This window comes from Mesorhizobium sp. 1B3, from assembly GCF_050958605.1.
Classification (GTDB): Bacteria; Pseudomonadota; Alphaproteobacteria; order Rhizobiales; family Rhizobiaceae.
The window spans coordinates 311,503-335,002 of the sequence record NZ_JBJHDO010000004.1 but is presented as its reverse complement, the minus strand read 5'-3'; the positions used below and the strand labels follow the sequence as shown (position 1 = coordinate 335,002).

Here is a 23,500-nt window from a genome sequence, read left to right as displayed (position 1 = left end):
AAGGAATAGACGCATGAACGGACAGAATATCCGCATTCGCCTCAAAGCGTTCGATCACCGGGTGCTCGATGCCTCGACGCGGGAAATCGTGTCGACCGCCAAGCGCACGGGCGCGAACGTCCGCGGCCCCATTCCGCTGCCGACGCGGATTGAAAAGTTCACGGTCAACCGCTCGCCGCACATCGACAAGAAGAGCCGCGAACAGTTCGAAATGCGCACGCACAAGCGCTTGCTCGACATCGTCGACCCCACGCCGCAGACCGTCGATGCTCTGATGAAGCTCGACCTCGCCGCGGGTGTGGACGTCGAGATCAAGCTCTAAGGCGCGGGAAGGATGAACCCATGCGTTCAGGTGTAATCGCACAGAAAGTCGGGATGACGCGCGTCTACAACGACGCCGGCGAACATATCCCGGTCACCGTTCTCCGCATGGAGAACTGCCAGGTCGTGGCGCAGCGCACCCAGGAGAAGAACGGCTACACGGCCGTTCAGCTGGGCGTCGGCCTCGCCAAGGTCAAGAACACGTCGAAGGCCATGCGCGGCCACTTTGCGACGGCCTCGGTCGAGCCGAAGGCCAAGCTCGCGGAATTCCGCGTTTCCCCCGACAACCTGCTGGATGTCGGCGCCGAGATCACGGCCGACCACTTCGTGGCCGGTCAGAAGGTCGACGTGACGGGCACTTCGACGGGTAAGGGCTTTCAGGGTGTCATGAAGCGCCACAATTTCGGTGGCGGCCGCGCGACGCACGGCAACTCGCTATCGCATCGCGTGCATGGCTCGACCGGTCAGCGCCAGGATCCGGGGAAGGTCTTCAAGGGCAAGAAGATGGCTGGCCACATGGGTGCGACCCGGGTGACCACGCAGAATGTCGAGGTCGTGTCGACCGACACTGACCGCGGCCTCATCCTGATCCGCGGCGCGGTTCCGGGCACCAAGGGCGCCTGGATCCTCGTCCGTGACGCAGTCAAGGCGAAGCTGCCGGAAAATGCGCCGAAGCCGGCCGCCTTCCGCGCCGCACAGAAGAGCGAAGCTCCGGCCAAAGAGGGAGCGGAATAAATGGACATCAAGATCACCACTCTCGGCGGCCAGGACGCCGGCAAGGTGAAGCTCTCGGAAGAGATCTTCGGCCTCGAGCCGCGCGAAGACATCCTGCAGCGCGTCGTCCGCTGGCAGCTCGCCAAGAAGCAGCAGGGCACGCATCAGTCGAAGGGCCGCGCGGATATCGCCCGCACCGGCGCCAAGATGTACAAGCAGAAGGGGACGGGCCGCGCTCGTCACTCTTCGGCTCGTGCTCCGCAGTTCCGTGGCGGCGGCAAGGCTCATGGCCCGGTGGCGCGCAGCCACGAGCATGACCTGCCCAAGAAGGTCCGTGCCCTGGGCTTGAAGCATGCGCTGTCGGCCAAGGCGAAGGCCTCGAACCTGATCATCATCGACGAGCTGAAGCTCGGCGAAGCCAAGACCAAGGCGCTCGTCGCGAATTTCGCGACGCTTGGCCTGACCAACGCCCTGGTCATCGGCGGTGCCGAGCTCGACCAGAACTTCAAGCTCGCGGCGACCAACATCCCCAATATCGACGTGCTGCCGATCCAGGGCATCAACGTCTACGACATTCTGCGCCGCGGCACGCTGGTCCTTTCCAAGGCCGCCGTCGAGGCACTCGAGGAGCGCTTCAAATGACGGACCTTCGGCATTACGACGTGATCGTCAGCCCGGCCATCACCGAAAAGTCGACCATGGCTTCCGAGCAGAACCAGGTCGTCTTCAACGTCGCCAAGAAGGCGTCGAAGCCGGAAATCAAGGCCGCTGTCGAGGCGCTGTTCGGCGTCAAGGTGACGGCCGTCAATACGCTCGTCCGCAAGGGCAAGGTGAAGCGTTTCCGCGGCACCATCGGCAAGCAGAGCGACGTGAAGAAGGCGATTGTGACGCTGGCCGATGGCCAGTCGATCGACGTCGCCACGGGCCTCTGATCGAAGGCGCGAGGATAGAACCATGGCACTCAAGAAATTCAAGCCGGTCACCCCGAGCACCCGCCAGTTGGTCATCGTCGACCGCTCGGGCCTCTACAAGGGCAAGCCGGTCAAGGGGCTGACCGAGGGGCTCACCTCGTCGGGCGGCCGCAACAACTACGGTCGCGTCACCGCCCGCTTCCAGGGCGGTGGTCACAAGCGCGCCTATCGCATCATCGACTTCAAGCGCCGCAAGTTCGACGTGGCTGCCACGGTCGAGCGCCTCGAATACGATCCGAACCGGACCGCGTTCATCGCGCTGATCAAGTATGCCGATGGCGAGCTGAGCTACATCCTTGCGCCGCAGCGCCTCGCTGCCGGCGATCAGGTGGTGGCGGGCGAGGCGGTCGACGTGAAGCCCGGCAACGCCATGCCGCTGGCTTCCATGCCGGTCGGCACGATCATCCACAATATCGAGCTGAAGCCCGGCAAGGGCGGGCAGATCGCCCGGTCCGCCGGTGCTTATGCCCAGCTCGTCGGTCGCGACCAGGGCATGGCCATTCTGCGCCTGAACTCCGGCGAGCAGCGCGTGGTTCACGGATCATGCCTGGCCACCGTCGGTGCCGTGTCCAATCCGGACCACGGCAACATCAATGACGGCAAGGCCGGCCGCAGCCGCTGGCGCGGCAAGCGCCCCCACAACCGTGGTGTCACCATGAACCCGGTCGACCATCCGCATGGCGGTGGTGAAGGCCGCACCTCCGGCGGTCGCCATCCGGTCACTCCGTGGGGCAAGCCGACCAAGGGCAAGAAGACGCGGTCCAACAAGGCGACCGACAAGTTCATCGTGCGCTCGCGCCACCAGCGCAAGAGCTAAGAAGAGGTAACGCCAAGTGACTCGTTCAATTTGGAAAGGCCCCTTTGTCGACGGCTACCTTCTGAAGAAGGCAGACAAGGTTCGCGAGGGTGGCCGCAATGAGGTGATCAAGATGTGGAGCCGCCGCTCCACCATCCTGCCGCAGTTCGTCGGCCTCACCTTTGGTGTCTACAACGGCCAGAAGCATGTCCCGGTCTCGGTGAACGAGGACATGGTCGGCCACAAGTTCGGTGAATTCGCTCCCACCCGCACCTATTACGGTCACGGGGCGGACAAGAAGGCGAAGAGGAAGTAACGATGGGCAAGGCCAAAGCTCCGCGCAGGCTTGCTGACAACGAGGCGCGCGCCGTCCTGCGCACGATCCGCGTCAGCCCGCAGAAGCTGAACCTGGTCGCGGCGCTGATCCGCGGCAAGAAGGTTTCGACCGCGCTCGCCGATCTGGAGTTCTCGCGCAAGCGGATCGCCGGAACGGTAAGGAAGACGCTGGAATCGGCGATCGCCAACGCGGAAAACAACCACGACCTCGATGTCGACGCGCTGGTTGTCGCGGAGGCCTTTGTCGGAAAGTCGATCGTCATGAAGCGCTTCCATGCCCGCGGCCGCGGTCGTGCGAGCCGTATCGAGAAGCCGTTCTCGAATTTGACGATCGTCGTCCGCGAAGTCGAAGAGAAAGGGGAGGCCGCATAATGGGCCAGAAAATCAATCCGATCGGTCTCCGCCTCGGCATCAACCGCACCTGGGATTCGCGCTGGTACGCGAACACCGGCGAGTACGGCCAGTTGCTGCACGAAGACATCAAGATCCGCGAGTACCTGAAGAAGGAGCTCAAGCAGGCTGCGATCTCCAAGATCGTGATCGAGCGCCCGCACAAGAAGTGCCGCGTAACGATCCATGCGGCGCGTCCGGGTCTGATCATCGGCAAGAAGGGCGCCGACATCGAGAAGCTTCGCAGGAAGCTGACCGAGATGACGAAGTCCGAGACGCATCTCAATATCGTCGAGGTGCGCAAGCCGGAGATCGACGCGACGCTCATCGCCCAGTCGATCGCGCAGCAGCTCGAGCGCCGCATCGCCTTCCGCCGCGCCATGAAGCGTGCCGTTCAGTCGGCAATGCGTCTTGGGGCCGAGGGCATCCGCATCAACTGTTCGGGTCGTCTCGGCGGCGCCGAAATTGCCCGTATGGAGTGGTACCGTGAAGGCCGCGTGCCGCTGCACACGTTGCGCGCCGACGTCGACTACGGAACTGCCGAGGCGCAGACCGCCTACGGCATCTGCGGCGTCAAGGTTTGGGTGTTCAAGGGCGAGATCCTCGAGCACGATCCGATGGCTTCGGAACGCCGCGCGGCCGAAGGCGACCACAGCCATGCCGGCGAGCGCAGCGAACGCAGCCGCCGTCGCGAAAACGCCTGAGCGGCAACTTAAGAATTTGGAGTAAGCAAGATGCTGCAGCCAAAGCGCACAAAGTTCCGCAAACAGTTCAAGGGACGCATCCATGGCGCCGCCAAGGGCGGCACCAACCTGGATTTCGGCGGCTTTGGACTGAAGGCGATGGAGCCGAACCGGGTCACCGCGCGCGAGATCGAAGCGGCCCGCCGCGCGATCACCCGCGAGATGAAGCGTCAGGGCCGGGTCTGGATTCGCGTGTTCCCGGACGTTCCGGTGACCTCGAAGCCGACCGAAGTTCGTATGGGTAAGGGCAAGGGCGCGATCGACTATTGGGCCTGCCGTGTCAAGCCGGGTCGCATCATGTTCGAGATCGACGGCGTTTCGGAAGAGATCGCCCGTGAGGCTCTGCGCCTCGGCGCGGCCAAGCTCTCGGTCAAGACGCGCTTCATCCAGCGCATCGCAGAATAGGGAAGGGCTGATCATGAAGGCCTCTGACGTCCGGGCGAAGACCCCCGACCAGTTGAATGACGAACTGGCCAGCCTCAAGAAGGAGCAGTTCAACCTGCGCTTCCAGAAGGCGACCGGCCAGCTCGAAAAGACCGCACGCGTGAAGCAGGTCCGCAGGGACATCGCGCGCATCAAGACCATCGCTGCCGAGAAGTCGGCGGGCAAGAAGGCTTAAGGGACAGGACCATGCCAAAGCGCATTCTGCAGGGCGTCGTCGTCAGCGACAAGAACGAGAAGACGGTCGTCGTCAAGATCGAACGGCGCTTCATGCATCCCGTGATGAAGAAGGTCGTGCGCCAGACCAAAAAGTATAAGGCGCATGACGAGAACAACACCTTCAAGGTGGGCGACCAGGTTTCCATTCAGGAATCGAAGCCGATCTCGAGGGACAAGCGCTGGGTCGTCATCACCGACGCCCCGTCGCAGTAACGAAATTTTCGGACAAGCCGGGGAGATGACTACTCCCCGTGAAGAAGAAGGCGGCCAGTCATGATTCAGATGCAAACAAACCTCGACGTGGCGGATAATTCCGGCGCGCGTCGTGTCATGTGCATCAAGGTGCTCGGCGGTTCGAAGCGCAAATACGCCTCGGTCGGCGACATCATCGTCGTGTCGATCAAGGAAGCTATTCCGCGCGGCCGCGTGAAGAAGGGCGACGTGATGAAGGCGGTTGTGGTGCGCACGGCAAAGGACATCCGCCGCGCCGACGGCAGCGTGATCCGTTTCGACAACAACGCCGCCGTGCTCGTCGACAACAAGAAAGAGCCGATCGGCACCCGTATCTTCGGGCCGGTTCCGCGCGAGCTTCGCGCCAAGAACCACATGAAGATCATCTCGCTCGCGCCTGAAGTGCTGTAAGGAGCCGGAGAAATGCAGAAGATTCGCAAAGGCGACAAAGTCGTCGTGCTGACCGGCAAGGACAAGGGCCGCACCGGCGAGGTGCTGCGCGTTCTTCCGAAGGACGACAAGGCGGTTGTCCGCGGTGTCAACCAGGTGCGCCGCCACCAGAGGCAGACCCAGTCCCAAGAGGGCGGGATCATCACGAAGGAAGCGCCGATCCACCTGTCGAACATCGCGCTGGTGGACCCGAAGGACGGCAAGCCGACCCGCGTCGGCTTCAAGCTCCAGCAGGACGGCACCAAGGTTCGAGTCGCGAAGCGCTCGGGAGAAGTCATCAATGGCTAAGGCACAGTATCAGCCGCGCTTGAAGAAGCAGTACGACGAGGTTATCCGCAAGGCGCTTCTCGAGCAGTTCAACTACCAGAACGAGATGCAGGTGCCCCGCATCGACAAGATCGTTCTCAACATGGGCGTGGGCGAGGCTACGGGCGATTCCAAGAAGCCGACCATCGCCGCCGAGGACCTGTCGCTGATCGCCGGCCAGAAGGCCGTCGTGACCCGCGCGCGCAACTCGATCGCCGGCTTCAAGGTTCGCGAGAACATGCCGATCGGCGCCAAGGTGACGCTTCGCAAGGAGCGCATGTACGAGTTCCTCGACCGCCTCGTGAACATCGCGCTGCCGCGCGTTCGCGACTTCCGCGGCCTGAACCCGAAGAGCTTCGATGGCCGTGGCAACTACGCCATGGGCATCAAGGAACATATCGTGTTCCCCGAGATCAACTACGACAAGGTCGACCAGATCTGGGGAATGGACATCGTCGTTTGTACGACTGCGAAGACGGATGATGAGGCCCGGGCTCTGCTCAAGGCCTTCAACTTCCCCTTCCGGCAGTAACGGCAGCGAAAAAGGAAGAATCTGAAATGGCAAAGACCAGCTCAGTCGAGAAGAACAACCGGCGCCGCAAGCTCGTGGACCGCTACGCCGCGAAGCGTAAGGCCCTCAAGGAAACGGTGATGGATCAGAGCAAGCCGATCGAGGAGCGTTTCCGCGCTCAGCTTAAGCTTGCCGCTCTGCCGCGCAATTCTGCGAAGGTGCGCATCCGCAACCGCTGCGAGGTGACGGGCCGTCCGCGCGCCTATTACCGGAAGCTCAAGATGTCGCGCGTCGCATTGCGTGAACTGGGCAACAACGGCCTGATCCCGGGCCTGGTGAAGTCGAGCTGGTAAGGAGGACCGAAGATGTCCATGAATGATCCTCTCGGCGATATGCTGACCCGTATCCGCAACGCCTATGGCCGTCGCAAGACCAAGGTCTCGACGCCGGCCTCGCGTCTGCGCGCCCGCGTCCTCGACGTGATGAAGGCCGAAGGCTACATCCGTGACTACAGCCAGGTCGATTTCGAGAACGGCAAGTCCGAAATCGAGATCGAGCTGAAGTATTACGAAGGCCAGCCGGTGATCCGCGAGATCGCCCGTGTTTCCAAGCCGGGCCGTCGCGTTTATGTGTCGGTCAAGTCGATTCCCCAGGTCGCCAATGGCCTCGGCATTTCCATCCTGTCGACGCCGAAGGGGGTGATGACGGATCACGAAGCGCGTGAGCAGAATGTCGGCGGGGAAGTCCTCTGCCAGATCTTCTGATCGGCCGGGCTAGAAAAGAAGGAACGAGGACAGACCATGTCTCGTATTGGCAAAAAACCCGTGGCGGTGCCGCAGGGTGTCACCGCGAACGTCTCCGGCCAGACCGTGACGGCGAAGGGCCCGAAGGGCGAGTTGAAGTTCGTCGTCAACGACGAGGTTCTGGTCAAGCTCGACAACGGCGAGATCTCCGTCGAGCCGCGCGACGAGTCCAAGGACGCCCGCTCCAAATGGGGCATGTCGCGCACGCAGATCGTCAACATCCTCGAGGGCGTGCAGAACGGCTTCGAGAGGCGCCTCGAGATCACCGGCGTCGGTTACCGTGCCGCCATGCAGGGAAAAAATCTGCAGCTGGCGCTTGGCTTTAGCCACGACGTCGTCTACGAGACGCCGCAAGGCATCACGATCGCCGTGCCGAAGCCGACGGAAATCGTCGTCAGCGGCATCGACAAGCAGCAGGTCGGGCAGGTCGCTGCCGAGATCCGCAAATATCGCGGTCCCGAGCCCTACAAGGGCAAGGGCGTGCGGTATGCCGGCGAGAAGATCGTCCGCAAGGAAGGCAAGAAGAAGTAACGCCGCGGTGCATGGTCGCGGGAAGCCGACCGGCTTACCGCACATGGCCATCCCGGATTGTCAGGCAAGGAAAGAACAATGGCTTCGAAAGAATCCACCCAGCGCCGCGCCCAGCGCGTCCGGCGCCAGCTCAAGAAAGTTGCCGGCGATCGCCCGCGCCTTTCGGTCTACCGTTCGTCGAAGAACATCTACGCTCAGATCATCGACGATTCGAAGGGGCATACGCTGGTCGCCGCCTCGACTCTCGAGAAGGATCTCAAGGGCTCGCTCAAGACCGGCGCCGACTCTGCGGCGGCTTCCGCCATCGGCAAGCTGTTGGCCGAGCGCGCCGTCAAGGCCGGCATCAAGGAGGTCATCTTTGATCGTGGGCCGTATATCTATCACGGCCGCGTCAAGGCGCTCGCTGAAGCCGCTCGCGAAGCCGGCCTGAGTTTCTGATTTTCACCGCGGGGACCCCGAACGAGGTCTCCGCATTTCAACCAACCGTGCTTCCGGAAAAGAACAAGGACTAGGATATGGCACAGGAACGTAGGGACGGTGGTCGCGATCGCGGCCGCGACCGTGAAGAGCGCGACAGCGAGTTCGTCGATAAGCTCGTTCACATCAACCGGGTCGCCAAGGTGGTGAAGGGCGGCCGGCGCTTCGGCTTTGCCGCGCTCGTCGTCGTCGGCGATCAGAAGGGCCGCGTCGGTTTCGGTCACGGCAAGGCGCGCGAAGTGCCGGAAGCGATCCGCAAGGCGACCGAATCGGCCAAGCGCGACATGATCTTCGTGCCGCTGCGTTCGGGCCGTACCCTGCATCACGACGTCGAAGGCCGCTGGGGCGCGGGCAAGGTGCTTCTGCGCGCCGCCAAGCCCGGTACCGGCATCATCGCGGGCGGCCCGATGCGCGCCGTCTTCGAAACGCTCGGCATGCACGACGTCGTCGCCAAGTCGATGGGCTCCTCGAACCCCTACAACATGGTTCGGGCCACGTTCGACGCGCTGAAGAGCCAGCTGCATCCCAAGGACGTTGCCGCTCAGCGCGGCATCAAGTACTCGACGCTCCAGGCCCGTCGCGGCGCTGCGGTGGCCGAGGAATAGTCTGCGGCTGATCAGGGAATACGACCATGGCAAAGAAGCAGACCAAGACGATCACCGTCGAGCAGATCGGTAGCCCGATCCGCCGGCCCAAGGAACAGCGCGCGACGCTTATCGGGCTCGGCCTCAACAAGATGCATCGCAAGAGCACGCTCGAAGACACCCCCTCCGTGCGCGGCATGATCGCTTCCGTGCAGCATCTCGTCCGCGTCGTGGACGAGGCGTGAACGTAAGCGCAGGAGAACGACCATGAAATTGAACGAACTGCGTGACAAGGAAGGTGCAACGAAGGCGCGCAAGCGCCTCGGGCGGGGCATCGGCTCGGGCAGCGGCAAGACCGCCGGCCGCGGTGTGAAAGGCCAGAAGGCGCGTTCCGGCGTCGCCATCAATGGCTTCGAGGGCGGCCAGATGCCGCTTTATCGCCGCCTGCCCAAGCGCGGCTTCAAGAATATCTTCGCCAAGGACTTCAACATCGTGTCGCTGGCCCGCATCCAGGCCGCGGTCGATGCCAAGAAGCTCGACGCGAAGGAGACCGTCAATGCCGACGCGCTTGTCAAGGCCGGCGTGATCCGCCGCGTCAAGGATGGCGTAAGGTTGCTGGCCGATGGCGAACTGAAGTCGAAGCTTTCCTTCGACGTCGCTGGCGCCTCCAAGGCTGCTCTCGAGAAGATCGAGAAGGCCGGCGGATCGGTGAAGCTGCCGGAAAAGGCGGCCGCTGAATAAGAGGCTCATGTCCAAGCGGCGGTAGAGATACCGCCGCTTGCATGTTTGCCGTCCGAAGCCTATCTCGTGGGCTTCGGTGACACGCGCCATCCCGGGAGGGGTGCGCCTCGCGTGACCTAGCGGAGAATTTTTGATGGCATCGGCTGCTGAGCAACTCGCCTCCAATCTCAATTTTGCAGCTTTCGCCAAGGCTGAAGACCTCAAGAAACGCATCTGGTTCACCCTCGGCGCGCTTCTCGTCTATCGGCTCGGTACCTACATCCCGATGCCGGGAATCAATCCGGATGCCTTTGCCCAGGCATTCCAGCAGCAGAGCGGCGGCGTGCTCGGCATGTTCAACATGTTCGCCGGCGGTGCCGTCGAGCGCATGGCGATCTTCGCGCTGGGCATCATGCCCTACATTTCCGCCTCCATCATCATGCAGCTCATGACGTCGGTCGTGCCGACGCTGGAAGCGCTGAAGAAGGAAGGCGAGCAGGGCCGCAAGATCATCAACCAGTATACGCGCTATGGCACCGTCCTGCTCGCACTTGTCCAGGCCTATGGCATTTCGGTCGGGCTCGAGAGCGGCAGCGGCATCGTCATGGATCCGGGCTGGTTCTTCCGCGTCTCCGCTGTGATCACCCTGGTCGGGGGCACCATGTTCCTGATGTGGCTCGGCGAGCAGATCACCGCGCGCGGCATCGGCAACGGAATTTCGCTGATCATCTTCTCCGGCATCGTCGCCGGTCTGCCTTCGGCAATCAGCCATACGCTGGAACTCGGCCGTACCGGCGCGCTTTCGACTGGCCTTATCCTTGCCATTATCGTCCTGGCCGTCGTAGTCATCGCCGTTATCGTGTTCTTCGAGCGCGCCCAGCGCCGGCTGCTTATCCAGTATCCCAAGCGCCAGGTGGGGAACCGTATGTTCCAGGGCGATACGTCGCACCTGCCACTGAAGCTTAACACCGCCGGTGTCATCCCTCCGATCTTCGCCTCGTCCCTGCTTCTCCTGCCGGCGACGGTTGCGGGCTTCGCCAATACGACGACGTTGCCGGCCTGGGCCAATACAGTGCTGGCGGCGCTCGGGCATGGCCAGCCGCTCTATATGGCGCTTTATGCCGCTATGATCGCCTTTTTCGCCTTCTTCTACACGGCGATCGTGTTCAATCCGAAGGACACTGCCGATCAGTTGAAGAAGCATTCCGGCTTCATCCCGGGCTATCGTCCCGGCGAGCGAACGGCCGAATATATTGACTATGTGCTTACCCGCATTACCGTCGTTGGTGCAATTTACCTCGTCCTCATCTGCATGATACCGGAGTTCCTGATCTCCGCGACGGGTGTGCCTTTCTATCTGGGCGGTACGTCGCTGCTCATCGTGGTCAGCGTGACGCTCGACACGGTTGCGCAGATCCAGGGTCATCTGATTGCCCACCAGTATGAAGGGCTGATCAAGAAGTCGAAGCTCCGGGGGGGCAAGAGGGGACGATGAGATTAATTCTGCTTGGGCCGCCTGGGGCGGGTAAGGGGACGCAAGCACAGAGACTGGTCGACAGGCACGGCATTCCGCAACTCTCCACTGGAGACATGTTGCGGGCTGCCGTGAAGGCTGGCACCGAGGTCGGAAAGCGCGCCAAAGAGGTGATGGATGCCGGCCAACTCGTCTCGGACGAGATCGTGAACCAGATCGTTTCGGACCGGATCGATGAACCGGATGCAGCAAAGGGCTTCATCCTGGATGGCTATCCCCGGACAGTCCCCCAGGCCGAGGCGCTGACGCGTATCCTGGCCGGCAAGGGCCAGGAGCTTGACGCGGTGATCGAGCTCAAGGTCGATGAGTCGGCTTTGCTGAAGCGCATGGAAAGGCGTGTCGCCGAGACGCTCGCTTCTGGCGGACAAGTTCGGGCCGACGACAATCCGGAATCCTTCAAGAAGCGGCTGAACGAATACCGGGAGAAGACTGCACCGCTGTCGGCTTATTATGCAGGGACCGGACAGTTGAAAACGGTCGATGGCATGGCCGATATCGATGTCGTCACGGCGGAGATCGAGCAGATCGTCGCTGCGGCTGCCGATAAAATGTGAAGTCGGCGGTTGACTATAGTCCGCGTCTAGACTATAGGGGCCGCTTTCCACTCAGGCATGACTCCAAGGGTCCATCGGGGACCCTTTTAGCGCATGAGACGAGTACCCCGCATGGGCCGGCCTCCACCGGACGCGGGTCGACAACAACTCGCCGGCACGACCGGCCTACATGGAGACGAGAATGGCTCGTATAGCAGGTGTCAATATCCCGACAAACAAGCGCGTCGTCATCGCGCTGCAGTATATTCACGGCATCGGGCCGAAGTTCGCCCAGGAGATCGTGGAGAAGGTCGGTATTCCGGCCGAGCGTCGCGTCAACCAGTTGACCGATGCCGAAGTCCTGCAGATCCGCGAAGCGATCGATCGCGACTATCAGGTCGAGGGCGACCTGCGCCGCGAAGTGTCGATGAACATCAAGCGCCTGATGGACCTCGGCTGCTATCGCGGTCTGCGTCATCGCCGCTCCCTGCCGGTCCGCGGTCAGCGCACGCATACCAATGCTCGCACCCGCAAGGGTCCTGCCAAGGCGATTGCCGGCAAGAAGAAGTAATTTGGTGAATGGAAGAATAGTGAGTGGTGAATGGTCCAGGCCATCTTGCCATTCACTATTGACCATTCACAGGTGTAGCCGCTGGCATTACGGCGGTGTCGAGATCAACAGGAAGGATTGCAATGGCCAAGGAAGCCACACGCGTTCGCCGTCGCGAACGTAAGAACATCTCGTCGGGTGTCGCTCACGTCAACTCGACCTTCAACAACACCATGATCACCATCACCGACGCGCAGGGCAATGCGATTGCCTGGTCGTCGGCAGGCGCGCAGGGTTTCAAGGGTTCGCGCAAGTCGACGCCGTTCGCGGCGCAGGTTGCGGCGGAAGATGTCGCCAAGAAGGCCCAGGAGCACGGCATGCGCATGCTCGAGGTCGAGGTCTGCGGTCCGGGCTCCGGCCGTGAGTCGGCGCTCCGCGCCTTGCAGGCTGCCGGCTTCACCATTACTTCCATTCGTGACGTGACCCCGATTCCGCACAATGGTTGCCGCCCGCGCAAGAAGCGCCGCGTCTAGGAAGACATCCAACTGAAGGAGCGCCGCCAGGGCGCTCCTTCATGTTTCCAGATCACCCGTCACGATTGGATGGTGCGGGGAAACGGAAGGACATCAGAATGATCCAGAAAAACTGGCAGGAACTGATCAAGCCCAACAAGATCGACTTCACGTCGAAGGGCCGCACCCTGACGACGCTCGTCGCCGAGCCGCTGGAGCGCGGCTTCGGCCTTACGCTGGGCAATGCTCTGCGGCGCGTGCTGCTCTCCTCGTTGCGGGGCGCGGCGGTGACGGCCGTTCAAATCGACGGCGTGCTGCATGAGTTCTCCTCGATTGCCGGCGTTCGCGAGGACGTGACCGACATCGTTCTCAACATCAAGGAAATCGCCATTCGGATGGAAGGCGATGGGCCGAAGCGCATGGTCGTGCGCAAGCAGGGCCCGGGCGCGGTCGTCGCCGGCGACATCCAGACCGTTGGCGATGTCGAGATCCTCAACCCCGACCATGTCATCTGCACCCTCGACGAGGGCGCGGAAATCCGCATGGAGTTCACGGTCGACACCGGCAAGGGTTATGTGCCGGCCGAGCGCAACCGTGCTGAAGATGCGCCGATCGGCCTCATCCCGGTCGACAGCCTCTATTCGCCGGTCAAGAAGGTCTCCTACAAGGTCGAGAACACCCGCGAGGGACAGGTTCTCGACTACGACAAGCTGACCATGACGATCGAGACCAACGGCTCGGTGTCGGGCGAGGACGCGGTTGCCTTCGCGGCACGCATCCTGCAGGACCAGCTCGGCCTGTTCGTCAATTTCGACGAGCCTCAGAAGGAAGTCGCGGCGGAAGCCGTCACGGAGCTCGCCTTCAACCCGGCTCTGCTGAAGAAGGTCGACGAGCTGGAGCTGTCGGTGCGTTCGGCCAACTGCCTGAAGAACGACAATATCGTCTATATCGGCGACCTCATCCAGAAGACGGAGGCGGAGATGCTTCGCACGCCAAACTTCGGACGCAAGTCGCTGAACGAGATCAAGGAAGTGCTGGCGGCGATGGGCCTCCATCTCGGCATGGAAGTGCCGGACTGGCCGCCGGAGAACATCGAAGATCTAGCCAAGCGCTACGAAGACCAATACTGAGCGTGAACCCCGGGGGCGGCGCAAGCCCAGGCCTCGGGGAATGCTCCCGATCAAATTCGAGGCCCCGGCCTCCGAACCAGGAATTGAAGGAGAAGAGCTATGCGCCACGGATTTGCCGGCCGCCGGTTCGCCCGCAGTGCAAGCCATCGCAAGGCGATGTTCGCCAACCTCGCTGCCTCGCTCATCGAGCATGAGCAGATCGTCACCACCCTGCCGAAGGCGAAGGATCTGCGTCCGATCGTCGAGAAGCTGGTCACCCTCGGAAAGCGCGGCGATCTGCATGCTCGCCGCCAGGCGATTGCCCAAATCGGCAACGAGCCGCTGGTGAAGCGCTTGTTCGACACGATCGCGCCGCGCTATGCGCAGCGGAATGGCGGCTATCTGCGCATCATGAAGGCAGGCTTCCGCCAGGGTGACAACGCTCCGCTTGCCGTGATCGAGTTCGTCGATCGCGACGTTTCGGCCAAGGGCGCCGCCGATCGCGCGCGTATCGAGGCCGAGGGCGCGGCAGAGGCCGAGGCGGCGTAAGCCGCACGGGTGTCATGGAACGAGTTCAAGGGGCCTCCGCGGCCCCTTTTTCGTGAGAGGCATAGCCGGGCGCGCAGCACCCCTCGCGGACGTCGCCCGCGTCGGACGCCTTTCAATTTGCACAATCCTTTGACATGAAGCCTGTTGATTGGGCGAGAGGATTCGCATGCGCGCGGGAAGACTGGCGTTTGTCGCTATCGGGATCTGGTTGGCCGCCACGGCCACCACAATTCATGCATGGGCGCAGGAAGAGCCGAAAGGCGAGGGCCTGAGCGAAGTCCTGACCGATATGCTGCGGGGGGCCAAGAATGCGCCCAACCCTGCCGTCGAGGGGCTCAAGAAGCGCGTTCCTTTCGGGCAGGAGGAGATGCAGCTCTCCTTCGCTCCGCTGGTCAAGAACACGGCGCCTGCGGTGGTCAACGTCTATGCGTCGAGCCAGGTACGCTCGCGCTCGCCATTCGAAGGAGATCCCTTCTTCGAGCGTTTCTTCGGCGCCCAGATGCCGCCGCGCGTGCAATCGTCGCTTGGCTCGGGTGTGCTCGTCGACCCCAGCGGCATCGTCGTCACGAATTTCCACGTCATCCGCGACGCCGATAAGGTCAAGGTCGCGACATCAGACGGGCGGGAGTTCGAAAGCAAGCTCCTGCTGAAAGACGAGCAGCTCGATCTCGCCGTGCTCAAGATCGAAGCCAAGGACCCGTTCCCGGTGGTTCCGCTCGGCGATTCCGACGCTTTGGAGGTGGGCGATCTCGTTCTTGCGATGGGCAATCCGTTCGGGGTCGGGCAGACCACCACCAGCGGCATCGTGTCGGCGCTCGCCCGCACACATATCGGCGTTTCGGATTTCGGCTTCTTCATCCAGACGGATGCCGCCATCAATCCCGGCAATTCGGGTGGCGCGCTCATCAACATGGCCGGCCAGCTCATCGGAATCAATACGGCGATCTTCAGCCGCAGCGGCGGCTCGATCGGCATAGGCTTCGCGATTCCTTCCAACATGGTGCGGGCCGTCGTCGAATCGGCCAAAAACGGGAGCGATTTCTTCGAGCGGCCCTACATTGGCGCGGCCTTCCAGGGCGTCGATGCGCAGGTTGCGGAATCGCTCGGCATGGATCGTCCGTCCGGAGCGCTTGTCGCCTCGGTCACGCCCGAGGGGCCAGCGGCGCGGGGCGGTCTGAAGCCGGGCGACGTCATTCTGTCCATGAACGGGGTCCAGATCGAACATGTCGATGCTCTCGGCTATCGACTTGCGACCCAGGCGATCGGCAACGTCGCCAACCTCGAGGTGCTTTCGCAGGGCGAACACAAGACCATAGAAGTCACACTTGAACGCGCTCCTGAAGGTGCGTCTTCTACCGAACTGCAGATCAACGGCCGGAGTCCCTTCGCGGGCACCAAGGTTGCAGCTCTGTCGCCGCGACTGGCGCAGCGGCTCGGCTTGAGCACCGAGACCAGTGGAGTGGCCGTGCTGGATGTGGCGCCCAATTCGCCCGCCGCCGGCTTCGGCTTCATGCCGCGCGACATTGTACGCGAGGTCAATGGCACGACCATCGATTCCGCCGAGAGGCTTCGGCAGATCGCGTCCGAGAACACGCGCTGGTGGCGGTTTACGATCGAGCGCGACGGACGGATAATGCGGCAGATGCTGCGTTACTGATCATGCTCTGATGGCTGACCTGTTCAACGCCGACGAACCGGAACGGACCCCCGCGGGGCGGCCGCTGGCGGATCGGCTACGTCCGAAGAGCCTTGCCGAGGTGGTGGGCCAGGAGCATCTTACCGATGAGGACGGCGCCCTGACCCGACTTATCCGGTCGGGCTCGCTCGGCTCCATGATCTTCTGGGGGCCGCCGGGAACGGGCAAGACCACTGTGGCGCGTCTGCTCGCCAACGAGACCGACCTTGTCTTCGAGCAGATCTCGGCGATTTTCTCCGGTGTGGCGGACCTTAAGAAGGTGTTCGAAACGGCGCGTCTGCGCAGCCGCAAAGGGCGCCAGACATTGCTCTTCGTCGACGAGATCCACCGCTTCAACCGCGCCCAGCAGGACAGTTTCCTGCCTGTCATGGAAGACGGCACCATCGTCCTGGTCGGTGCGACCACAGAGAATCCTTCCTTCGAGCTCAATGCCGCGCTGCTCTCCCGCGCACGCGTGCTGGTCTTCAAGACCCTGGACGAAGAAAGCCTGGAGAAGCTGCTGGCGCGAGCCGAGGAGACGGAGGGCAAGAAGCTCCCGCTGGACGAACAGGCGAGGGCCATGCTGCTGCGCATGGCCGACGGCGACGGGCGCGCCGCGCTCACTCTTGCCGAGGAGGTCTGGCGAGCCGCTAGGCCCAGCGAGGTTTTCGACGCGGCCGCCTTGCAGCGTGTGGTCCAGCGCCGCGCTCCGATCTACGACAAGGGGCAGGACGGCCATTACAATCTCATCTCCGCATTGCACAAATCCGTGAGGGGGTCCGATCCCGACGCAGCACTTTATTATCTTGCTCGCATGTTCGATGCCGGCGAGGACCCGCTCTACCTTGGGCGCAGGCTGGTGCGCATGGCGGTGGAGGATATCGGCCTTGCGGATCCGCAGGCGCTTGTCGTGGCCAATGCGGCCAAGGACGCCTTTGACTATCTTGGTTCGCCCGAGGGAGAGCTAGCCTTCGCACAGGCCGCCGTCTATCTGGCGACCGCGCCGAAGTCGAATGCCGTCTACACCGCGTTCAAGGCGGCGACCAGGGCAGCCAAGGAGCATGGCTCGCTGCTTCCGCCGAAGCATATCCTCAACGCGCCGACCAAGCTGATGAAGGAGGAGAGCTACGGCGCCGGCTACCGCTACGATCATGACGAACCGGATGCCTTTTCCGGGCAAGACTATTTCCCCGAGAAGATGGGTCGTCATACGTTCTACGATCCGCCCGACCGGGGATTTGAAAGGGAAATCCGGAAGCGGCTCGACTACTGGGCCAAGCTCAGGAGGGAAAGGGGAGGAGAGTAGGAAGGCGCCGAAGCTCGGCGATCTCCGACATTTCCCAACGGATGCTGGTTTTCACCAGGCAACTCCCCTATGAGTTGCCGCTAAGGTTTCTCGTGAGGTCCCATGGACAAGAAGTCTCTCAAGGCAGTCCGCAAGATCGCCATTGCCATCGTGGTTCTGGCGCTCGGGCTCTACTTCATCCCGATCATCACCGCCGTGTTCTTGGTCTGCGGGCTGATCGACGTGCTGCGCAACGATCGCAAGGACTGGCAGCTGTTCAGTCTCTATTTCATGGGCAACGGCATGTTCACGTGGCTGCTGTCGCCGTTCAATCTCCTTGTCGACCTGTTGTCCTATCGCAACTGGGGCGTCTGGAAGCTGGAACAGTTCCCGAACGACTATCGCCGCGAGATCGACGAGGTGCTGAACATCTTCCGCACCCGGCAGGACGAAATCATCGCCGACATCGACGCCAATTTCGAAAGCGGCCGGCGCGGCATGTATGTCTACCAGTGGTACGGCAAGCCGCACATCGACAACATCCCCGAATTCACTCGGCAGTTCAAGTATATCCGCACGATCGCCGTTTCCGTTTTCAGCGGCCGTGAATCGACCTCGTTCCACTTCGGCCCGCTGCGGCTTACGCTGCGCGTGCTCCTGAACCTGAAGCCCGTCAAGACCGACAAGATCTTCATCGAGTGTGGCGATGTGAAGAGCTATTGGTACGAGAACCCGCTGTTCATCTTCGATGACACGCTGCTGCACCGCTCCGTGAACGAGCATGACGGCCGCCGTTATTGCGTATTCATGGATGTCATCAGGCCGTCTCCGGTCCCCGGCGTGCTGTCGGCGCTTCTGTCGTTCATCTCGATCAGCGTCGACCGCGTGAAGGCCATCTTCTACAAGAATTGGAAAATGATCGACGGGAGCAAGGCCAAGGCCGCTGCCGTCAAGTAGGCCCTCCGGGCGTTCGTGCCGGTCGTTCGGCTTGGGCTCTGGCGGCGCTCCGCGCCGCTGGCCCATGCGCTTGTCAGCCTTGCCGGTTCGCTGCCGCCGCCATTCGTGGAATTGTGGGTCGCGCATGGCAGTTGCTGATGCTATCAGCGCTGTTTCGAAAGGAAGCACCGGGAAGCGATGGCAGGCGTCGAACAAATAGCAGTAGAAGCCGGCGAATCAGGCATGCGCCTGGATCGCTGGTTCAAGACGCATTATCCGGGCTTGGGCTTCGGCCACCTGCAGAAGCTGCTGCGTTCGGGACAGATTCGCGTCGACGGCGGGCGCGCGAAGGCGGATACGCGTCTTCAGCCCGGCCAATCTGTGCGCGTGCCGCCGCTCGACGTCGACCGGAAAGGCGAAGTGCCTTTGACGGCGCGCACCATCCGCGGCCGCACGGATGCGGATCTGCTGTCGAAGATGCTGCTTTATGAAGACCCCAAGGTTTTCGTCTTCAACAAGCCGGCGGGACTTGCTGTGCAGGGTGGCTCCGGCGTGTCGCGCTCGGTCGATCACATGCTGGAAGCCTGGCGCAACCAGAAAGGCGAGAAGCCGCGCCTTGTCCACCGGCTCGATCGCGACACCTCGGGCGTGCTGGTGGTCGCGCGGACGCGGCTCGCGGCGATGCGGCTGGCGGAAGCGTTCCGTGAACGCGAGACCAAGAAGACCTACTGGGCGCTGGTGAAAGGCGTGCCGAAGAAGCGCGAGGACAAGATCTCGACCTGGCTGGTCAAGGAGCAGACCAGAGATGGCGATCGCATGCGTGTGGCGCGCCACGGTGAAGAGGGAGCCGATCACGCCGTTTCCTATTACCGTGTCGTCGAACAGGCCGGTCAGTCGCTCTCCTGGCTCGAAATGGAGCCCTATACGGGTCGTACCCACCAGCTGCGTGTCCACGCGGTCTATATCGATTGCCCGATCATCGGGGATCCCAAATATTTCGAGGCCGACACGAATTGGGAATTCCCCGGGGGCATCCAGAACCGGCTGCATCTCCATGCGCGGCGTATCGTGATCCCCCATCCGGAGAGGGGCGTCATCGATGTCACCGCGCCGCTTCCGCCGCATATGCGGCAGAGCTGGAACCTGCTCGGCTTCGACGAGGCGTCGGGGGAGGGTAGCGCTTGAGCAGTGCGGCAACGCTAGACCGTCGTGACAATATCGACGCGGCCGCGGTCGCGCTGCTTCTCCTGCTCACCTTCTCGTGGGGCCTCAATGGTGTCGCCGGTAAGGTCGCCAATACCGGCTACAATCCGATCTTCCTGACAGTTGCGCGCTCGGGGATCGCGGCGGTGCTGGTGTTTGCCTGGTGCCGTTTCCGGGGCGTCGCGCTCTTCGAACGCGATGGGACGCTATGGCCGGGCATATTGGCCGGGCTGCTCTTCGGCGCTGAGTTCGTACTGATCTTCATCGGGCTCGACTACACTTCTGTGGCGCGGAGCGCGTTGATGGTCAATACCATGCCCTTCTGGGTGCTGCTTGGCGCTCATTTCCTGCTGGGCGAGCGAATGTCGCTGGCGAAGCTCGGCGGGCTTGTCCTGGCCTTCGCCGGTGTCGTGGTCGTGTTCTCAGACGGTCTGAGCCTGCCCGGCCCGGAGGCGATCAAGGGCGACCTTATGAGCCTTTGCGCTGGCGTCTTCTGGGCGGCGACGACCATCGTCATCAAGGCGTCGAAGCTGAGCCGGGCAAGCGCCGAGAAGATGCTGCTCTATCAGCTCGTCGTCTCGGCTGTTGTCATTCTGCCGCTTATTCCGCTGGCCGGCCCGGTCCTGCGGGATGTGTCATCACTGGCAACAGGCGCGCTAGTGTTCCAGGCTGTCTATGTCGTCGCCTTCACCTATATATTGTGGTTCTGGATGATGCGTCGCTATCCGGCTGCAGGCCTGTCGAGCTTCGCCTTTCTGACGCCCGTTTTCGGTGTTCTCCTGGGCGGGCTGCTGCTGGATGAGCCCCTGACCGCCAGGCTGTTCCTGGCTCTCGGGCTGATCGCGGCGGGACTCATCATCGTCAATCGCCCGGCCCGCGCGAAAGAAGCATGAGATGCGAGACCTTCTGAACGACCTCGAAGCAGGCAACCACCTCTCCGATCCAGATCCAGTGAAGCGCGCCCAGAACCAGATGAAGGTGCCGCTGGCGAAGCGATTCTATGAAAAGGTGGAGACGGCGAAGGCGCCGGAAGGGTTTGCGGTCCATCTCGACGGCAAGCCGGTACGCACCCCCGGCAAGGTGCTGCTGTCCCTGCCTACCGAAAGGGCAGCGAAGCTGGTCTCGGACGAATTCGCCGGGCAGGGCGAAAAGATGGACCTGACCTCTATGCCCGTGACCCGGCTCGTCAACACCGCGATCGACGGGGTGGCGAGCGATACCCAGGCGGTGCTGGAGGATATCTTGCGCTTTGCCTCGTCCGACCTCCTCTATTATCGCGCCGACGCGCCCGAACGCTTGGTGGCGCGGCAGGCGGAGGCCTGGGACCCGGTGATCGATTGGATGCGCGGCCGCCTTGGCGTCCATTTTTTCCTTGCCGAGGGTGTCATGCATGTCGAGCAACCGCGCGAGAGCATCGCTGCGATCGGCTTTCATCTGCGGCAGCGCGACGAGCCTTTACGGCTCGCGGCGCTCCATGTCATGACATCGATCACCGGCTCTGCGCTGCTGGCGCTGGCCGTCGAGTCGGGTGAGTTGGAACCGGAAGCCGCCTGGACAGCAGCCCACGTCGACGAGGACTGGAACATCGAACATTGGGGCGATGATTCGGAGGCGGTCGCCCGCCGCAACGCCCGCAAGCGCGATTTCATGGCGGCCTCCGATCTTATCCGTGCGCTTGGCTAACCAGGCGTCCCGTCGCTGATCGGCTCGGCGGTCGTCGGCGCATGTTTGTCGCTACGCCGGCGCGTCAGGCCCGAGACCGCGATTGTGACGAGCAAGCCAAGCGGAAGGCCAAAGGCGGCCGCCGAGACGCCGCTGACGCCCCACCAGTTGGCGATGATCCTCGCATGCGCATCGAGCGCCGCCCATGCCGTTTCCCTGGCTTCGCCGCTTGCGGCCTTCCAGGCCGCGACGAGGTTTGCGAATCTCGCTGCCTCGGCCGGCGTCGCCGAGGAGAGCGCACTCCAGGTCTGATAGAAATCCACCGCGCCGTAGCGCGTCCCCAGCATGTAGTAAAGACAGAGGCCGAAGCCCGCGATCATGCCGGCAGCCGCTCCGGTGGCATTGGCAGGCCTCCACCAGATACCAAGCACCAGCGCAGGGAAGAGGCCGGCCGCGGCGAGCGAGAACGGCCACAGGACGACCGACAACATATCGGCAGGTTTTATGGCGGCGGCATATGCGGCACACCCGATAATCAGCACCAGCAGCACGCGGGACATGGCGAGGCGGCGAGCCGTCGGTGCGTGGCGATCAAGCATGCGGAAATATAGGTCGTGGCTGACAGCGTTCGAGCAGGCCAGAAGCAGGCCTTGGGCGCTTGCCAGTGCCGCAGCGATCGCGCCGGCCGCGACAAGCACGCTGACGACATAGGGCATTCCGAACATTTCCGGCGCGGCCAGGGTAATCGTCTCAGGAGCGAGACCGATATCCGTTAAGCGGATCTCGCTGACGCCGCGTTCGGCGCAGGCGGCAGCGATTGCGGCTGCATCGACGGCGGGTTTGCCGCAGACGGTGACCGAAGCCCCTTCCGTCGCTGCCCGGCGAAGCAGCCATCCGGCTTTTTGCGCGATGTTGTCGGGCGTGAGGCCTGAACCTATGAGATCGAGCATCGCCCATCTTGCGAAGGCCGCATAGGCCGGCACGGCCAAGAGGAAAGCCAGCACAAAAAAGAGCGACCAGGCGACCGAGATCCGTGCGGCACGCGCCGACGGCGTCGCGAGATAGCGCGCAAGCACATGCGGCAACGAGGCTGTGCCGGCCATCAGGCACAGCGACAGCAGAAGATAATCCCCGGCGCGGAAGCCGTGATGGCTGAACGGCGTGAGGTAACCGGGAGAAATGGCCTGTGCGGCCTCGAGTGCCCGGATTTCCTGGAGCGCCTGGCCGTAGGTGAGTTGCGGGAAGGGTACTCCGGTGCTGACGACCGACATCCAGATGACCGGGACGAGGTAGGCGATGACGAGCACGACATACTGCGCCGCCTGCACCCTGATGACCGAACGCATGCCGCCGAGCACCGAAGCGGCGAGGAGGCAGGCGAGGGCAAGATAGATGGCCGGCTGAAAGGCGATGCCCAGCATATGGGCGGAGATGATGGCGGCACCATAGATCTGCGCCGTGCCGAAGATGAAGCAGGAAACGAACAGCACGACGACGCCGATCAGGCGCACCAGGTTGCTTCCGTAACGTGCCGCGAGAAAATCCGGGATGGAATAAGCGCCGGTCCGGGGCAGATAGGGCGCTATCAGGGTGCCGGCCAGGACAAAGCCACCCGCGCAGCCCAGCACGAAGGCGAGACCATCATGTCCCAATAGATAGAGCAGGCCCGTCAGGCCGATGAAGGAAACAGTGGACAAGAAATTGGCGCCGGCAACCATGCCGTTATAGGCGGGCGAGGTCCGGCGTCCGGCGAGGTAGAACTCGTCGACCTGCATCGTGCCACTGGTGAAGCCAATGGCGCCGAAGGTCATCATCATGGCACCGATCACGATCGGGCCGATCACGGAATGCGGGACGCCGATGGAGCTGAGGATCGCCATCAGCGCCATGAACGCGACGAAACCCAGGCCAAAGAGGGCATTGAAGAAGCCCGGTCGGGGAGATGGCCCATTTGCGTTTGCCGTTCTGGCCATGGTGCTTCTCCGATCAGTCCCCGTATCTGTCGTCGATCTCGTTCTGGCAACCTGCGAACCAGGCGAGCAGGATCAGGAGAACTAAGGGTACTCCTTGCGCGGCCAGGAAATAGCCGAAGGGAAAGCCCAGAACCGTCGAGCGGTCCAGGTAGGGCGCGAATGCCGCAGAGACGAGCGCAGCCGCGACGGTAAGGCCGGCCAGGGCGAGCGCAAGTCCTCCTTGCTTCCTGCTCCGAGCATCGTGGTCGGAAACTGTCATTACCACGCCTTTTTAAGAATCCGAGTTCGACCCGGATTTCGAATCGATCTCCGGTATATGACAGGATTTTACGCCGCCGCGAATTTTCGCAACTCGGTCCTGCCGCGTGCGGACCTTTCGACCCCGAACTCGGTCTCTCGCCAACCCTCCGGCTCGGCTTCGGCAAGGAACAATTA

General features: G+C 62.6%; 35 protein-coding genes. 33 read left to right on the top strand and 2 right to left on the bottom strand.

Features of this window, described 5'->3' with window-relative positions:
- Window positions 1-13 precede the first annotated feature (13 nt).
- The 33 genes from rpsJ (at window position 14) to ACCO56_RS13505 (ending at window position 21,113) form a co-directional block, all read left to right on the top strand.
- Window positions 14-322 carry a 30S ribosomal protein S10 gene (gene rpsJ, locus ACCO56_RS13665; protein ID WP_007066362.1) on the top strand — a complete coding sequence of 103 codons (309 nt, stop codon included), beginning with the start codon at window positions 14-16 and terminating at the stop codon, window positions 320-322.
- Window positions 323-342: 20 nt separating this feature from the next.
- A complete protein-coding gene (gene rplC / locus ACCO56_RS13660; RefSeq protein WP_433641301.1) occupies window positions 343-1,056 on the top strand; it encodes a 50S ribosomal protein L3 in 714 nt (237 codons plus the stop codon).
- On the top strand, window positions 1,057-1,677 hold the full coding sequence (gene rplD, locus ACCO56_RS13655) for a 50S ribosomal protein L4 (RefSeq protein ID WP_433641300.1): 621 nt from the start codon (window positions 1,057-1,059) through the stop codon (window positions 1,675-1,677). It abuts the gene before it with no gap.
- Window positions 1,674-1,967, top strand: coding sequence for a 50S ribosomal protein L23 (locus ACCO56_RS13650; protein ID WP_433641299.1), 294 nt, complete (start codon window positions 1,674-1,676; stop codon window positions 1,965-1,967). The genes rplD and ACCO56_RS13650 overlap by 4 nt, the downstream gene beginning before the upstream one ends.
- Before the next feature lie 22 nt (window positions 1,968-1,989).
- The gene (gene rplB / locus ACCO56_RS13645; RefSeq protein WP_433641298.1) at window positions 1,990-2,823 is read left to right on the top strand and encodes a 50S ribosomal protein L2; all 834 of its coding nucleotides are present in this window, start codon (window positions 1,990-1,992) and stop codon (window positions 2,821-2,823) included.
- 16 nt (window positions 2,824-2,839) lie between these two features.
- Window positions 2,840-3,118, top strand: a complete 279-nt coding sequence (gene rpsS, locus ACCO56_RS13640) for a 30S ribosomal protein S19 (RefSeq protein WP_433641297.1) — start codon at window positions 2,840-2,842, stop codon at window positions 3,116-3,118.
- Window positions 3,119-3,120: 2 nt separating this feature from the next.
- Window positions 3,121-3,510, top strand: a complete 390-nt coding sequence (rplV, locus tag ACCO56_RS13635; protein WP_433641296.1) for a 50S ribosomal protein L22 — start codon at window positions 3,121-3,123, stop codon at window positions 3,508-3,510.
- Entirely contained in the window at window positions 3,510-4,232 is a 723-nt protein-coding gene (gene rpsC / locus ACCO56_RS13630) for a 30S ribosomal protein S3 (RefSeq protein WP_433641295.1), read from the top strand. Before rplV ends, rpsC begins: the two co-directional genes overlap by 1 nt.
- A 30-nt stretch (window positions 4,233-4,262) precedes the next feature.
- The gene (rplP, locus tag ACCO56_RS13625; protein WP_433641294.1) at window positions 4,263-4,676 is read left to right on the top strand and encodes a 50S ribosomal protein L16; all 414 of its coding nucleotides are present in this window, start codon (window positions 4,263-4,265) and stop codon (window positions 4,674-4,676) included.
- Between the two features lie 13 nt (window positions 4,677-4,689).
- Complete coding sequence (rpmC, locus tag ACCO56_RS13620) at window positions 4,690-4,890, top strand: 50S ribosomal protein L29 (protein WP_433641293.1); 201 nt, start codon at window positions 4,690-4,692, stop codon at window positions 4,888-4,890.
- 11 nt (window positions 4,891-4,901) lie between these two features.
- On the top strand, window positions 4,902-5,144 hold the full coding sequence (gene rpsQ / locus ACCO56_RS13615; protein ID WP_433641292.1) for a 30S ribosomal protein S17: 243 nt from the start codon (window positions 4,902-4,904) through the stop codon (window positions 5,142-5,144).
- A 60-nt stretch (window positions 5,145-5,204) separates the two neighbouring features.
- Complete coding sequence (rplN, locus tag ACCO56_RS13610; protein ID WP_433641291.1) at window positions 5,205-5,573, top strand: 50S ribosomal protein L14; 369 nt, start codon at window positions 5,205-5,207, stop codon at window positions 5,571-5,573.
- A 12-nt stretch (window positions 5,574-5,585) separates the two neighbouring features.
- A complete protein-coding gene (gene rplX / locus ACCO56_RS13605; protein WP_433641290.1) occupies window positions 5,586-5,900 on the top strand; it encodes a 50S ribosomal protein L24 in 315 nt (104 codons plus the stop codon).
- On the top strand, window positions 5,893-6,450 hold the full coding sequence (gene rplE, locus ACCO56_RS13600) for a 50S ribosomal protein L5 (RefSeq protein ID WP_433641289.1): 558 nt from the start codon (window positions 5,893-5,895) through the stop codon (window positions 6,448-6,450). The genes rplX and rplE overlap by 8 nt, the downstream gene beginning before the upstream one ends.
- Window positions 6,451-6,476: 26 nt before the next feature.
- Window positions 6,477-6,782: a 30S ribosomal protein S14 gene (gene rpsN, locus ACCO56_RS13595; protein ID WP_433641288.1), complete on the top strand. Its 306-nt coding sequence runs from the start codon at window positions 6,477-6,479 to the stop codon at window positions 6,780-6,782.
- Between the two features lie 12 nt (window positions 6,783-6,794).
- A complete protein-coding gene (rpsH, locus tag ACCO56_RS13590; protein WP_433641287.1) occupies window positions 6,795-7,193 on the top strand; it encodes a 30S ribosomal protein S8 in 399 nt (132 codons plus the stop codon).
- Between the two features lie 36 nt (window positions 7,194-7,229).
- Window positions 7,230-7,763: a 50S ribosomal protein L6 gene (gene rplF, locus ACCO56_RS13585; RefSeq protein WP_433641286.1), complete on the top strand. Its 534-nt coding sequence runs from the start codon at window positions 7,230-7,232 to the stop codon at window positions 7,761-7,763.
- A gap of 78 nt (window positions 7,764-7,841) precedes the next feature.
- Window positions 7,842-8,201, top strand: coding sequence for a 50S ribosomal protein L18 (gene rplR, locus ACCO56_RS13580; RefSeq protein ID WP_433641285.1), 360 nt, complete (start codon window positions 7,842-7,844; stop codon window positions 8,199-8,201).
- 77 nt (window positions 8,202-8,278) lie between these two features.
- Window positions 8,279-8,845 carry a 30S ribosomal protein S5 gene (rpsE, locus tag ACCO56_RS13575; protein WP_433641284.1) on the top strand — a complete coding sequence of 189 codons (567 nt, stop codon included), beginning with the start codon at window positions 8,279-8,281 and terminating at the stop codon, window positions 8,843-8,845.
- A 26-nt stretch (window positions 8,846-8,871) separates the two neighbouring features.
- Window positions 8,872-9,069 (top strand): 50S ribosomal protein L30, encoded by a 198-nt coding sequence (gene rpmD / locus ACCO56_RS13570; protein WP_433641283.1) that lies wholly within the window; start codon window positions 8,872-8,874, stop codon window positions 9,067-9,069.
- A gap of 22 nt (window positions 9,070-9,091) precedes the next feature.
- Window positions 9,092-9,565 carry a 50S ribosomal protein L15 gene (gene rplO, locus ACCO56_RS13565; protein ID WP_433641282.1) on the top strand — a complete coding sequence of 158 codons (474 nt, stop codon included), beginning with the start codon at window positions 9,092-9,094 and terminating at the stop codon, window positions 9,563-9,565.
- Window positions 9,566-9,698: 133 nt separating this feature from the next.
- The gene (gene secY / locus ACCO56_RS13560) at window positions 9,699-11,039 is read left to right on the top strand and encodes a preprotein translocase subunit SecY (RefSeq protein WP_433641281.1); all 1,341 of its coding nucleotides are present in this window, start codon (window positions 9,699-9,701) and stop codon (window positions 11,037-11,039) included.
- The gene (locus ACCO56_RS13555; protein WP_433641280.1) at window positions 11,036-11,632 is read left to right on the top strand and encodes an adenylate kinase; all 597 of its coding nucleotides are present in this window, start codon (window positions 11,036-11,038) and stop codon (window positions 11,630-11,632) included. The genes secY and ACCO56_RS13555 overlap by 4 nt, the downstream gene beginning before the upstream one ends.
- 181 nt (window positions 11,633-11,813) lie before the next feature.
- Window positions 11,814-12,182 carry a 30S ribosomal protein S13 gene (gene rpsM, locus ACCO56_RS13550; RefSeq protein WP_433641279.1) on the top strand — a complete coding sequence of 123 codons (369 nt, stop codon included), beginning with the start codon at window positions 11,814-11,816 and terminating at the stop codon, window positions 12,180-12,182.
- 122 nt (window positions 12,183-12,304) lie between these two features.
- Entirely contained in the window at window positions 12,305-12,694 is a 390-nt protein-coding gene (gene rpsK / locus ACCO56_RS13545) for a 30S ribosomal protein S11 (protein ID WP_202305431.1), read from the top strand.
- A gap of 98 nt (window positions 12,695-12,792) precedes the next feature.
- A complete protein-coding gene (locus ACCO56_RS13540) occupies window positions 12,793-13,803 on the top strand; it encodes a DNA-directed RNA polymerase subunit alpha (RefSeq protein WP_433641278.1) in 1,011 nt (336 codons plus the stop codon).
- A 99-nt stretch (window positions 13,804-13,902) separates the two neighbouring features.
- Window positions 13,903-14,331: a 50S ribosomal protein L17 gene (gene rplQ, locus ACCO56_RS13535; RefSeq protein WP_433641277.1), complete on the top strand. Its 429-nt coding sequence runs from the start codon at window positions 13,903-13,905 to the stop codon at window positions 14,329-14,331.
- A 166-nt stretch (window positions 14,332-14,497) separates the two neighbouring features.
- Entirely contained in the window at window positions 14,498-15,988 is a 1,491-nt protein-coding gene (locus tag ACCO56_RS13530) for a DegQ family serine endoprotease (protein ID WP_433641276.1), read from the top strand.
- 10 nt (window positions 15,989-15,998) lie between these two features.
- Window positions 15,999-17,312, top strand: a complete 1,314-nt coding sequence (locus ACCO56_RS13525; RefSeq protein WP_433641275.1) for a replication-associated recombination protein A — start codon at window positions 15,999-16,001, stop codon at window positions 17,310-17,312.
- 102 nt (window positions 17,313-17,414) lie between these two features.
- Window positions 17,415-18,248, top strand: coding sequence for an aspartyl/asparaginyl beta-hydroxylase domain-containing protein (locus tag ACCO56_RS13520; protein WP_433641274.1), 834 nt, complete (start codon window positions 17,415-17,417; stop codon window positions 18,246-18,248).
- Between the two features lie 177 nt (window positions 18,249-18,425).
- A complete protein-coding gene (locus ACCO56_RS13515) occupies window positions 18,426-19,412 on the top strand; it encodes an RluA family pseudouridine synthase (RefSeq protein ID WP_433641273.1) in 987 nt (328 codons plus the stop codon).
- Window positions 19,409-20,323, top strand: a complete 915-nt coding sequence (locus ACCO56_RS13510; RefSeq protein ID WP_433641272.1) for a DMT family transporter — start codon at window positions 19,409-19,411, stop codon at window positions 20,321-20,323. The genes ACCO56_RS13515 and ACCO56_RS13510 overlap by 4 nt, the downstream gene beginning before the upstream one ends.
- A 1-nt stretch (window position 20,324) precedes the next feature.
- Window positions 20,325-21,113, top strand: a complete 789-nt coding sequence (locus tag ACCO56_RS13505; RefSeq protein ID WP_433641271.1) for an ATP12 family chaperone protein — start codon at window positions 20,325-20,327, stop codon at window positions 21,111-21,113.
- Here the strand turns inward: ACCO56_RS13505 and ACCO56_RS13500 are convergent.
- Together ACCO56_RS13500 and ACCO56_RS13495 are read right to left on the bottom strand one after the other, a co-directional pair.
- Window positions 21,110-23,065: a VC_2705 family sodium/solute symporter gene (locus ACCO56_RS13500; RefSeq protein WP_433641270.1), complete on the bottom strand. Its 1,956-nt coding sequence runs from the start codon at window positions 23,063-23,065 to the stop codon at window positions 21,110-21,112. The genes ACCO56_RS13505 and ACCO56_RS13500 overlap by 4 nt on opposite strands.
- 13 nt (window positions 23,066-23,078) lie before the next feature.
- Entirely contained in the window at window positions 23,079-23,324 is a 246-nt protein-coding gene (locus ACCO56_RS13495; RefSeq protein WP_433641269.1) for a DUF4212 domain-containing protein, read from the bottom strand.
- Window positions 23,325-23,500: the final 176 nt, after the last annotated feature.